The organism is Geomonas diazotrophica, from assembly GCF_018919385.1.
GTDB lineage: Bacteria > Desulfobacterota > Desulfuromonadia > Geobacterales > Geobacteraceae > Geomonas > Geomonas diazotrophica.
In genome coordinates this window covers 102254-114554 of record NZ_JAHLMF010000015.1, presented here as the reverse complement: position 1 = coordinate 114554, position 12301 = coordinate 102254, and the positions used below count along the sequence as shown (strand labels likewise).

General features: G+C 62.2%; 11 protein-coding genes. 3 read left to right on the top strand and 8 right to left on the bottom strand.

Annotated features, from left to right (window positions below; all coding sequences use genetic code 11):
• Positions 1–32 precede the first annotated feature (32 nt).
• The 7 genes from argC to leuB all read right to left on the bottom strand — a co-directional run bounded on the left by argC (position 33) and on the right by leuB (position 6494).
• Positions 33–1073 (bottom strand): N-acetyl-gamma-glutamyl-phosphate reductase, encoded by a 1041-nt coding sequence (argC, locus tag KOM00_RS16450; protein ID WP_216500023.1) that lies wholly within the window; start codon positions 1071–1073, stop codon positions 33–35.
• A gap of 304 nt (positions 1074–1377) precedes the next feature.
• Positions 1378–1767, bottom strand: coding sequence for a 30S ribosomal protein S9 (gene rpsI / locus KOM00_RS16445; protein WP_015719162.1), 390 nt, complete (start codon positions 1765–1767; stop codon positions 1378–1380).
• Between the two features lie 22 nt (positions 1768–1789).
• Positions 1790–2218: a 50S ribosomal protein L13 gene (gene rplM / locus KOM00_RS16440; RefSeq protein ID WP_216500022.1), complete on the bottom strand. Its 429-nt coding sequence runs from the start codon at positions 2216–2218 to the stop codon at positions 1790–1792.
• Between the two features lie 123 nt (positions 2219–2341).
• Entirely contained in the window at positions 2342–3094 is a 753-nt protein-coding gene (gene truA / locus KOM00_RS16435) for a tRNA pseudouridine(38-40) synthase TruA (protein ID WP_216500021.1), read from the bottom strand.
• A 1-nt stretch (position 3095) separates the two neighbouring features.
• Positions 3096–4115: an aspartate-semialdehyde dehydrogenase gene (locus KOM00_RS16430; protein ID WP_216500020.1), complete on the bottom strand. Its 1020-nt coding sequence runs from the start codon at positions 4113–4115 to the stop codon at positions 3096–3098.
• A 124-nt stretch (positions 4116–4239) separates the two neighbouring features.
• Positions 4240–5337 carry an aspartate-semialdehyde dehydrogenase gene (asd, locus tag KOM00_RS16425; RefSeq protein ID WP_216500019.1) on the bottom strand — a complete coding sequence of 366 codons (1098 nt, stop codon included), beginning with the start codon at positions 5335–5337 and terminating at the stop codon, positions 4240–4242.
• Between the two features lie 68 nt (positions 5338–5405).
• Entirely contained in the window at positions 5406–6494 is a 1089-nt protein-coding gene (gene leuB / locus KOM00_RS16420) for a 3-isopropylmalate dehydrogenase (protein WP_216500018.1), read from the bottom strand.
• A gap of 433 nt (positions 6495–6927) precedes the next feature.
• Between leuB and KOM00_RS16415 the strand changes: the two genes are divergently transcribed.
• From KOM00_RS16415 to KOM00_RS16405, 3 genes are all read left to right on the top strand, one after another.
• Entirely contained in the window at positions 6928–8187 is a 1260-nt protein-coding gene (locus KOM00_RS16415) for a ChaN family lipoprotein (RefSeq protein ID WP_216500017.1), read from the top strand.
• Positions 8188–8237: 50 nt separating this feature from the next.
• A complete protein-coding gene (glgC, locus tag KOM00_RS16410) occupies positions 8238–9479 on the top strand; it encodes a glucose-1-phosphate adenylyltransferase (RefSeq protein WP_216500016.1) in 1242 nt (413 codons plus the stop codon).
• A 90-nt stretch (positions 9480–9569) separates the two neighbouring features.
• Complete coding sequence (locus tag KOM00_RS16405; RefSeq protein ID WP_216500015.1) at positions 9570–11708, top strand: hybrid sensor histidine kinase/response regulator; 2139 nt, start codon at positions 9570–9572, stop codon at positions 11706–11708.
• A gap of 16 nt (positions 11709–11724) precedes the next feature.
• Here KOM00_RS16405 and msrA read toward each other — a convergent pair whose 3' ends face one another.
• A complete protein-coding gene (gene msrA, locus KOM00_RS16400) occupies positions 11725–12279 on the bottom strand; it encodes a peptide-methionine (S)-S-oxide reductase MsrA (RefSeq protein WP_216500014.1) in 555 nt (184 codons plus the stop codon).
• Positions 12280–12301 lie beyond the last annotated feature (22 nt).

Sequence of the window (12301 nt, the reverse complement as noted above, 5' to 3'; positions counted from 1 at the left end):
CCTCAGATTTTCTCCGTGGCCAGGTTTTGCCTTTACGGGAAGATCCCCAGGAAATCGAGCCCCAGGGTTTCGGGGAGCCCGCACATGAGGTTCATGTTCTGCACCGCCTGCCCGGACGCGCCCTTCACCAGGTTGTCGATGGCGGATACCACGATGATCCTGCCGGCCCTGTCGTCGACCACGACGCCGATGTCGCAGAAGTTGGAACCCCTCACGTGCGCCGTGGACGGAAGCACCCCCTCGGGGAGCACCCTGACGAACGGCTCCCCCTCGTAGAAGGTCTCGTACAGCGTGATCAGCTCCGCCGCGGCCACCTTGCCGGTCGGGACGCTGTAGATGGTGGAAAGGATGCCGCGGTCCATCGGGACCAGGTGCGGCGTGAACGAGATGGTGAGCGGGTTGCCCGCCAGAAGCGAGAGCTCCTGCTCGATCTCGGGGATATGACGATGCACGCCTCCCACGCCGTAGGCCTTGAAGCCTTCGTTGACCTCGCAGTAGAGGTTGTCCACCTTGGCACTGCGCCCGGCGCCCGAGGTCCCGGACTTGGCGTCGACGATGATGCTCTTCGGGTCGATCACCTTCCCCTTCAGAAGCGGCGCGAGGCCGAGGATGACGCTGGTCGGGTAGCAGCCCGGGTTGGCGATCAGGTTCGCCTCGCGGATCCTGTCGCGGCGCAGTTCCGGGATCCCGTAGACGGCCTGGGAGAGCAGCTCCGGGGTCAGGTGTTTTTCGTACCACTTGCCGTACACGTCGGCGTCGTGCAGCCGGTAGTCGGCGGAAAGATCGACCACGTCCTTGCCCATCTTCAGGAAGGTCGGCACCACAGCCATGGCCGCCTTGTGAGGGAGCGCGGTGAAGACCACGTCCACCTGCTCGGCGATCCCGACCGGCTCGAGGTTCTGAAGGACAAGGTCGCAACGACCGCGCAGGGTCGGGAACACGTCGCTCACCGGGCGCCCGGCGCTCTGCTCGGAGGTGACGCAAGTGACGGCGACCTCGGGGTGGGCATGCAGGATACGGATAAGTTCGACGCCGGTATAGCCGCTGGCACCGACGATGGCAACCTTGATCATAAAGATCCTCCCTTCTCACAACGAAAAAATGGAAGCTTGATGTTAGCACAGCTCCCATATAGTTGACACGCATAAACATTAAAACCATTGGCCACAGAGAAAATCTGAGGACGTCCGAGAAAACAAATCCAAAAAGAGTTGACTCTCTCGGATTTTCTCAGATTTCCTCCGAGCCTTCGCGCCGAAGCGCTACGGCTCGCAAGCGTGGCCGATGGTCTTGGGTTCTGGTTTTGAAACAGCAAAAGGAGGAACCCTGACGGATTCCCCCTTTGCAATACAGACAGCAATTGTTCCCGGCAGCGGATTAACGCTTGGAGAACTGGAAGCTGGCGCGTGCCGCCTTCTTGCCGTACTTCTTTCTTTCCTTGATGCGCGAGTCGCGGGTGATGAACCCGGCCTTCTTCAGGGTACCGCGCAGGTCGGCATCGGCCTCGATGAGGGCCTTGGTGATGCCGTGCTTGATGGCGCCGGCCTGGCCGGAGTCGCCACCGCCCTTGACGGTGCAGAAGATGTCGAACTTGCCGACATTCTCGGTCAGCTCGAGCGGCTGCATGACCACCATCTTGGAGGTTTCGCGGCCGAAGTAGCTGTCAAGAGTCTTGGTATTTACAATGATCTCGCCGTTGCCCGGCTTGATCCAAACCCTGGCGATGGACGACTTCCTTTTCCCAGTTGCGTAAAAGCTGACTGCCATTTTCTATCTCCTGATGAACGAATTAAATGTTCAGATTCTTCGGATTCTGAGCCGCGTGCGGATGGGCACCGCCGCTGTAGATCTTCAGCTTCTTCAGCATGTGGCGGGCAAGCTTGTTTTTGGGCAGCATGCCTTTGACAGCCTTCTTGATCAGCTCTTCCGGCTTCTTGTCGATGAGCTTGGCTGCAGAAATCTCTTTCAGCCCGCCCGGGAACGAAGAGTGGCTATAGTAGGTCTTGTTAGCAAACTTATTGCCGGTCAGGGCAATCTTCTCCGCGTTCACGACAATGACGAAGTCGCCGGTGTCAACGCTCGGGGTGAAGGTCGGCTTGTTCTTGCCGCGCAGCACGTTGGCGATTTCAGTCGCGACACGGCCGAGCACCTTGCTATCCACATCAACCAGGTACCAATCCCTGGTCACTTCTTCTTTTTTGGCAACTTGCGTCTTCATTGAAACCTCACAGCTATCTGGAATTAGCACATTAACTTACAGAAGATTGAGAATTTAATCGATTCGTCCGTTCATGTCAAGACAAAAAACCGGGGAGCGAATTAACGCTCTATTAAAGTGGCGTCATTCCCCGCTCTCTCCGGGGTAGAAAACCTGCATCAGGCAGAGCCCTTGGGGCGGCACTGTCATTCCCGCGTTCTGCCTGTCGCCCCCCTTGAGCAGGCGCGCCACGTCTGCCGCGCTCAACCGCCCCTGCCCCACTTCGATGAGCGTCCCGGTAATGATGCGCACCATGTTCTTCAGGAAACCGCTGCCGTTGATGTCGAGGTGCAGCAGGCGTCCCTCCTGCACCAGCTCCATGCTGTAGATACGGCGCACGGTGGTCTTGGCGGCGCAGTTGGCGCCGCGGAAGGCTGCGAAATCGTGCTCCCCGACGAAGAGCCTGCAGGCCGCGCGCATGGCCTCGAGATCGAGCTTCCCCTTGACGCGCCACGCGGTGTGGCGGACCAGCGGCGAGCGGAGGTTGTCGAGCAGCATCGTGTAGCGGTAGTGTTTTGCCTGGGCATGGAAGCGCGGATGGAAGTCCAGCGGCACCTCCGCCGCATCCCGCACCGCGATGTCGCTTGGGAGCAGGGAGTTCAGCCCCTCGCGGAAGGCGCGCAGCGGCATGGTGCGCCCGGTCTTGAAGCAGGCGACCATGCCGCGGGCGTGCACCCCCGCGTCGGTGCGGCCGGAGGCGTGCAGGGTGGCGTGTTCCCCGAGCATCCGGGCCAGGGCCTTCTCCATGACCTCCTGGATGGTCAGCCCGTTGGGCTGCACCTGCCAGCCGGCGTAGGCGGTGCCGTCGTACTCTATGATCAGTTTGATGTTGCGCATACTACTTCAGGTATTTCTCCACCAGGATCTCCGCGATCTGCACTGCGTTGGTGGCGGCACCCTTTCTCAGGTTGTCGGCCACGATCCAGAGGTTCAGACCGTTCTTGACGCTCGCGTCCTCGCGGATGCGTCCCACCAGGGTCAGGTCCTCGCCCGCAGCATCCATCGCCATGGGATACTCGCCGTTGGCCGGATTGTCCACGAGCTCCACGCCCGGCGCATCCTCCAGGAGCTCACGCGCCTTGGCGACGGTGATCTTCTTCTCGGTCTCGATGTTGACCGACTCGGAGTGACCGTAGAAAACCGGGACCCGGACGCAGGTCGCCGTGGTGGCGATGTCCGCCTCCATGATCTTCCTGGTCTCGTTCACCATCTTCATCTCTTCCTTGGTGTAGCCGTTGTCGCAGAAGGAATCGATCTGGGGCAGACAGTTGAAAGCGATGCGGTGCGGGTAGATCTCGTTCTTGGGCGGACGGCCGTTCAGAAGCTCGCCGGTCTGGACGCGCAATTCTTCGATCGCCTTGTTGCCGGTGCCGGAGACGGCCTGGTAGGTGGAGACGACGATCCTCTTGATGGTGCCGAAGTCGTGCAGGGGCTTAAGCGCCACCACCATCTGAATGGTGGAGCAATTCGGGTTGGCGATGATCCCCTTCTTCTTGTAGTCGGCAACGGCGTGCGGGTTCACCTCGGGAACCACCAGCGGCACGTCCGGATCCATGCGCCAGGCGCTGGAGTTGTCGATGCAGACCGCCCCCGCCTTGGCCGCGGACGGACAGAACTCCTCGGAGCGTGCTCCGCCCGCCGAGAAGAGCGCGATGTCGATCCCCTCGAAGGAATCGTGCTTCAGCTCCTCGACCGGGACTGCCTTGCCGTTGAACTCGAGCACCTGCCCGGCGCTTCTCGCGCTGGCCAGGAACTTGATCTGGCCCACCGGGAACTTGCGCTCTTCCAGGCACTCGATCATCTGCGTCCCCACGGCGCCGGTGGCACCCACCACTGCTACGTTCCATGTTTTCTTCATGCTTTTACATCTCCTCAAGACAAAAACGGGAGCGCGTCACCCGTGTAAGCCGGACGACGCGCTCCGTTTGTAGTTCGACCTGGGGACAATTGTCAATTGTCCATCGTCAAATGCCCCTTGCTTGCTAGCGCTCCTTCAAGACCTGCAGCATGCGGCGCAGCGGTTCGGCGGCGCCCCACAGGAGCTGATCGCCGCAGGTGAAGGCGGAGAGGTACTGCGGCCCCATCTTCATCTTGCGCACGCGGCCGACCGGAACGGTGAGCGACCCGGAAACGGCTGCCGGGGTGAGCCCCGCCAGGGATTCGGCCTTGTTGTTCGGGATGAACTTCACCCACTGGTTGTCGTTTCTGATCATGTCCTCGATCTCGCCGATCGGGATGTCCTTGGTGAGTTTCATGGTGATCGCCTGGCTGTGGCAGCGCATCGCCCCCACGCGGACGCAGATGCCGTCCACCGGGATCGGGTTCGCAGCACCGAGGATCTTGTTGGTCTCGGCGTATCCCTTCCACTCCTCGCGGCTCTGGCCGTCCTCGACCTCGCGGTCGATCCAGGGGAGCACGTTGCCGGCCAGCGGGAAACCGAACTCCTTGGTCGGCATCTCGGCGCTTCTCAGGGTGGCGGTGACCTTCTTGTCGATCTCGAGGATCGCGGAGCCGGGGGTGGCCAACTGTTCGGCCACGGAACCGTGCAGGACGCCCATCTGGGAGAGGAGCTCGCGCATGTTGGGCGCGCCGGCGCCGGAGGCCGCCTGGTAGGTCATGGAGGAGAGCCACTCGACCACGCCGGCCTTGAACAGCCCGCCCAAGCCCATGAGCATGAGGCTCACGGTGCAGTTGCCGCCGATGTAATCCTTGATCCCTTTGGAGAGGGCCGCGTCGATGACGTTGCGGTTGATCGGGTCGAGGATGATGACCGCGTCGTCTTCCATGCGCAGGGTGCTCGCCGCGTCGATCCAGTAGCCGTTCCAGCCGGCTTTCTTCAGCTCGGGACGGACCGCCTTGGTGTAGTCGCCCCCCTGGCAGGTGATGATCACGTCCAGCTTCTTCAGCTCGTTGATGTCCGAGGCATCCTTGAGCGTTCCCGCGTTCAACGGTGCGGGCTGCCCGACCTGGGACGTGGTGAAGAATACCGGCTCAACCCCTGCGAAATCGTTCTCTTCCTGCATGCGCTGCATGAGAACCGAGCCAACCATGCCACGCCAACCGACCATTCCGACTTTCATAGGCGACCTTCCTTTCTATTTAATATTTGATGTAAGTGCGGCGGGTCTCCCCGCCTCAACCGTGCTGTCTAGAGGTTGGCGATGATGGCGTCGCCGATTTCCTTCGTGTTGACCAGCTTCTCGCCCGCCTTCTCCTGGTAGATGTCGCGGGTGCGGTACCCCTGGTCCAGCACCTTGGCGACGGAGTTGTCGATGGCGTCGGCCGCCTCGACCATGCCGAAGGAGTAGCGCAGCATCATCCCCGCAGAGAGGATCTGGGCGATCGGGTTGGCGATCCCCTGCCCCGCGATGTCCGGGGCGCTGCCGCCGGAGGGCTCGTACATGCCGAAAGTCCCCTCGGCAAGCGAAGCGGAAGGGAGCATCCCGAGAGAGCCGGTCAGCATGGCGGCCTCGTCGGAGAGGATGTCGCCGAACATGTTCTCGCACAGGATCACGTCGAACTGCTTGGGCCACTTTACCAGCTGCATGGCGGCGTTGTCCACGTACATGTGGGAAAGCTCGACATCCGGGTAATCCTTGGCGATGTTGATCACGATCTCGCGCCAGAGCACCGAGGTGGAGAGGACGTTGGCCTTGTCGATGGAGCAGACCTTCTTGCCGCGCTTTCTGGCCGCCTGGAAGGCGACGTGCGCGATGCGCTCGATTTCGGGAACGCTGTAGCGCATGGTGTCCACGCCGACGCGGTCACGGCCGGCCCCATCGATCCCCTTGGGCTGGGAGAAGTAGATGCCGCCGGTCAGCTCGCGGATCACCAGTATGTCGAAACCGCCGGCGATCACCTCTTCCTTCAGGGAGGAGGCGCTGGTCAGCGACGGGAAGATGATGGCGGGACGAAGGTTGGCGTAAAGGCCGAAGATCTTGCGAAGCGGCAACAGGGCGCCGCGCTCGGGCTGCTCGTCCGGGGGAAGGGTCTCCCACTTGGGGCCGCCCACCGAGCCGAACAGGATGGCGTCGGCAGCCTTGCATATATTTACAGTGGTCTCGGGAAGAGCGCGCCCTTCTAGGTCGATCCCCGCGCCGCCTACGTTGGCGTGGGTACGCTCGAATTTCACATCGTAGCGCTTCTCGATCGCATCCAACACCTTCAGTGCTTCTGCCATAACCTCCGGACCGATGCCGTCACCCGGCAGCACCGCCACCTTAAAAAGCTGTCCCATTGCACAACCTCCGATATGTATTAAATTAGCGATTCTATTTGCGAGACAGTGATATTGTCAACATAAAAAAGGCCGTCAAACATACGTTTAGCGCCCCAAACCATGACTGCGAGCTAATGCTTTGGGGACTGATCCAGTTCCGGCACGAAATGAGCCTTACCAGAGGCTTTTTATTAGAGAACGGTAAAACTTTCGGTTTATCTCCGTGAGGTGTTGTGGTACATTCCCCGACTACCGGCCCGGCTCATCCGGCTCCAGAAACCTCGCCGCAGGCGCCGCTAACTAAAGAGCTGCTAACGAGAAGCGCCGGCTGGACAAATTCATTAGAGTAGGTATCATTCCTAGGCGCCCGCAAGGAAGCCTCCCCTCTCGATGGAGCCGTGAACGCCATGACCGTCCCCCCAGAGGGAACATCATATTTTCAGGAGAAGAAATGCTATCGATCGCTCGTCTCGCGCAGTACGCCGCCGTGCTATCTCTGCTCACCATGACCGCCTGCTCGACGCCCCGCACCGGCAAGCACGTGCTCGGCAACCCGGAGAACCCGTACCCCCTGCAGAAGGCTCCCGAGATCGGCGACGTCATCCACCTCCCTACCGGTACCCTGGTGACGCCGCAGCAGATGTTCGACGTGGTGACCGATGCCCGCGTGGTCTACGTCGGGGAGACCCATGACAACCCGGCGGCCCACCGCCTGGAACTGGATACCCTGAAGGCAATGGAGCAGCGCCATCCCGGCAAGGTCGCGCTCGGCATGGAGATGTTCGTGAGGTCGCAGCAGCCGGTCCTGGACCGCTGGGTGGCGGGGGAACTGGATGAGAAGGCCTTCTTGAAGGCGTCGCGCTGGTACGACAACTGGAAGATGGATTTCGCCTACTACCGCGACCTGCTCCTCTACGCGAAGGAGAAGCGCATCCCGGTCATCGCGCTGAACGCGGAGAAGGAACTGGTGCAGGCGGTCCGTTCCAAATCCCTTGACGAGCTGACGCCGGAGCAGAAGGCGCAGCTGCCACAGATGGACCTCTCCGACCCGTACCAGCGCGCCCAGACCGAGAGCATCTTTTCCGGACACGGCAGCCACGGCAAGCTCGCCGCCGAGGGGTTCATCCGGGTCCAGACCCTGTGGGACGAGACCATGGCCGAATCGGCGGTGCGTTACCTGACCAGCCCCGAGGGGAAGGAGCGCAGCCTCCTGGTGGTGGCCGGCGGTACCCACGTCAGCTACGGTTTCGGCATCCCGCGTCGCGTCTTCCGCCGCCTCCCCACCTCCTACGCCACCATAGGCGGCCGCGAGCTTGCTGTGCAGCGCGCGGAAAAGCCGGAGACCATGGACGTGGAACTTCCCGACTACCCGAGCGTCGCCTTCGACTTCCTGGTGAACTACGCCTACGAGGGGCTCCCCGAGCCGGGGGTGCTGCTCGGCGTCATGTTCGAGCCGGACCCGAAAGGGCGCGGGTTGGTGGTCAACACGGTGGTACCGGACTCCAACGCCGCCCGGGCCGGGGTGCAGACGGGGGACCTGTTGCTGGCCCTGGACAACGATCCGTTGAAGGACAGCCTCGACCTGATCTACGGGGTGAAACAGAAGCACGTGGGGGACAAGTCCACGTTGAAGCTGGAGAGAAAGGGAGAGGTCTTGAACCTCGAGGTGGTCTTCAAGATCGGAGAAGCCCACAAACACGGCACCCCCTGAAAACCGCAGGGTAGCCACCCAGACCGCGATACCGGAGGACAACGACTGTTATGTATGCCATGAGTAATGTCGGGAACACCATCGCCATGGTGCTTGCCGGCGGCAAAGGGGAGCGCCTCAGCCCCCTCACCAGCAGAAGGGCCAAGCCGAGCGTCATGTTCGGCGGCAAATACAAGATCATCGACTTCGTCTTGAGCAACCTCTTCAACTCGGGGATCAAGAAGGTCTACATCCTGACCCAGTACCGCGCCTACTCGCTCACCAAGCACATTCGCGAGTCCTGGGGCAAATGGACCGGCCTGGGTGAGTTCTTCGTGGCCATCTCGCCCGAGACCAGCTCCGAGAGCGAGGAGTGGTTCAAGGGGACCGCGGACGCCATCCTGCAGTACCTGCGCTTCGTGGAATCCTCCGATGCGGACTACGTGGCCATCTTCGGCGGCGACCACATCTACAAGATGGATGTCAGCCAGATGATCGACTACCACCGCAGAAACCGCGCCGACCTGACCGTGGCGGCTCTCGAGGTCCCGGTGCAGGAGGCGAGCCGCTTCGGCGTCTTCTCGGTCGACGACGACTTCAAGATCACCGCCTTCGCCGAGAAACCGAGCCACCCAGAAAGCATCCCCGGCAGGGACACCTGCTTCGCCTCCATGGGCAACTACATCTTCTCGACGAAGAAGCTCATCGAAGTGCTGCAGGTAGGCAAGAAGCTGTACGAGGACCTCGACTTCGGCAAGCACGTCATCCCGATGATGCTGGAGAACCGGGACAAGGTGTTCGCCTACAACTTCAACGACAACATCATCCCCGGCATGAAGGCGGAGGAAAAAGGGTACTGGAAGGACGTCGGGACCATCGAGAGCTACTACGAGGCCAACATGGACCTGATCCACGTCTCGCCGCAGCTGAACCTGTACAACTACAAGTGGCCCATCCTGACCAACCAGGGGAACCTCCCGCCGGCCAAGACCGTGTTCGACGAGGAAGGGCGGCGCGGCATGAACATCGACTCCTACGTCTGCGCCGGCTGCATCACCAGCGGCGCCACGGTGCGCCGCACCATCCTCGGCCCGCGCTGCAAGGTGAACAGCTACAGCGAGATCGAGGATTCCATCCTCTTCGAGAACGTCACCGTCGGGCGCCACGTGAAGATCAAGCGCGCCATCATAGACAAGAACATCGTCATCCCCGACGGCACCGAGATCGGCTACGATCACGACAAGGACCGGGCCAAGGGGTACCGGGTCACCGAATCGGGGATCGTCGTGGTGTCGATGGCGGAAACCAAGTAACCGGGCGGCCTCGGCCGCCTCCAAACAAGTCGAAACGGCAGCAAACACCTCGGCCACCGCAGCCTATACGTCCCATGGGCGGGAGCACGCATGCGGGGAGCATCGAAGCGCAACCAAAGACGCGAGATAAACAAGATTGTCGGGGTCTACGCCCTGTTCGGCAGCGCCTGGATCTACCTCTCCGGCTACGCACTGATATGGCTGGTTTCCGACCGCCACATCGCGGAGCAGATCGAGGTCTACAAGGGGCTCATGTTCATCATGGTGACCTCGGCGCTGCTCTACCAGCTGATCTCGCGCTTCGCCCGCCGGCTGGCGGAATCGGTGAGCAGGCTCGAGGAGAGCGAGGCCCGCTTCCAGGCGATCTACCACAGCGTCAACGACGCGCTCTTCATCCACGATGCGGTTACCGGGCAGTTGGTGGACGTGAACCGCACCATGTGCGAGATGTTCGGCTATACACCGGAGGAGGCCCGGAACCTCACCGTGGGGGAGTTGAGCCTGGGGGAACCTCCCTACGCGGAGGAAGACGCACGGCTTCTTCTGAACCAGGCGGCGGCGGGTCCCCCGATGACGGTGCGCTGGCGCAGCAGGAAGAAGGACGGCTCGCTTTTTTGGTCCGAAGTCAGCCTGCGCCGGGCCGACATCGGCGGCAGCGATCGGGTCCTCGTCCTCGTGCGCGACATCACGGCGCGCCACGAGATCGAGGAGGCACTGCAACAAAACGAGGAGATCCTCAAGGTCCTCATGGAGGAGATGCCGGCAGGGGTGGGGTGGGCCGATGAGAGCGGCAGGGTCCAGTACCTCAACAGCTACGTCAGCGACTGGCTGGGCTACGTCTCCGAGGATCACCCCACCCTTGAAGAGCTCATGCAACGCGCCCTTCCCGACCCGACCTACCGGGAACAGGTCCTGGGGGGCTGGCGCGAGGAGATCGGGAAGACGCTGGAAAGCGGCGTCCCGGTCACTCCGCAGGAGGCGAAGATCTCCTGCGTCGACGGCTCCTCCAGGCACGTCATCCTCAACACCCGCCTGGTTCACCACCGCATCCTGTTCACCCTGACCGACATAACCAAGTGGGAGGCGATGCAACAAGAAGTGCTCAAGGCCCAGAAGCTGGAGTCCCTGGGGGTCCTGGCAGGCGGCATCGCCCACGACTTCAACAACATCCTCACCGGGATCCTGGGCAACCTATCCTTCGCCGAACTGCTGCTCGACCCGGAGCACCCGGCGCAGGGAGCGGTGAAGAACGCCGAGAAGGCGTCGCAGCGCGCCGCGGAACTGGCGCACCAACTGCTGACCTTCTCCAAGGGGGGGCAGCCTATCAAGAAGGTGATTCCGCTCGGGAGACTCCTGCAAGAATCCCTTTCCCTTGCCCTGCACGGCACCAAGGTGCAGACCCGGCTGAAGCTCCAGGACGGGCTGCACGCCATCGAAGCGGACGAAGGGCAGATGAACCAGGCCTTCAGCAACGTCATCATCAACGCCTGCCAGGCCATGCCGGGCGGCGGAGTGCTGACGGTCGAGGCGGCAAACCTCTCCCTCACGGCCAACAACGAGCTGGCGCTTCCTCCCGGCGACTACGTGAAACTCTCCTTCATCGACCAGGGGTGCGGCATCCCCTACGAGGACCAGAAGTTCATCTTCGACCCCTACTACAGCACCAAGCCGGGGGGGAGCGGACTGGGCCTCGCCTCGGTGCATTCCATCGTGATCAAGCACGGCGGCAGGGTCGAGGTGGCGTCCACGCCCGGAGCGGGCACCACCCTCACCTTCTACCTCCCCTCCGCAGGCGAGGCGGTCGCGGAAGAGGCGCCCCGGCAACAGGAACGGACCGCCAAGGCGGGGGAAGGAGCGGTGCTGATCATGGACGACGAAGAGGCGATCAGGACGCTGACCCGTGACATGCTGCAGTACCTGGGGTACCAGGTGGTGACCTGCGTGAACGGGGAGGAGGCCGTGAGGCTGTACCGGGAGGCGGCCCAGGCGGGGAAGCCTTTTGCGGCAGCCATCATGGACCTCACCATCCCCGCCGGCATGGGGGGGAAGGAGGCGGCGCAGCGGATCCTCGAGGTAGACCCCGCCGCCAGGCTGATCGTCTCCAGCGGCTATTCAAACGACCCGGTCATGGCGGAACATGCCGACTACGGCTTCTGCGCCGCCGTGGTCAAGCCGTACCGCTGCGACGAGCTGCAACATGCCCTGGAGAGGGTGCTGTCCGCCCCCTGAGCGGCGCTACCCCGGGCTACTCCTTTTCCCGCCCCCACAGTTCCTTCAACCTCCAGTTTCGGCCGCACCCCTCGTGGTAGCGCTGGTAATGGTAGGGCTCCTTCTGGTAGTACTGGCGGTGGTACTCCTCGGCCGGGTAAAATTCCGAAGCGGGCAGGATCTCGGTGACCACGGCGGCGCCGAGCTGATTGGAGCGCTCCGCATCCTCCCTGCTCTCCTCGGCCTCCCGCTTCTGTTCCTCGCCCAGGTAGAAGATGGCGGTCTGGTACTGGCTGCCGTAATCGCAAAATTGGCGGTTCTTGGTGGTCGGGTCGATGTTCCGCCAGAAGACCCGCAGCAGCTCGCGGTAGCTCACCTTAGCCGGGTCGAAGACGATCTGCACCGCCTCGACGTGCCCGGTGTCCCCTTCGCAGACCTCCCGGTAGCTTGGGTTCGGCGTGCTCCCGCCGGTGTATCCCGGCAGCACCGAGAGCACCCCCGGCATCTTGTCGAAGACCGGCTCCATGCACCAGAAACAACCGCCGGCAAAGATGGCGGTTTCGGTGGTGGCGTCGGTGGCACTGTTTTCCATGGTTCCTCCTTTGGCGCCGCGT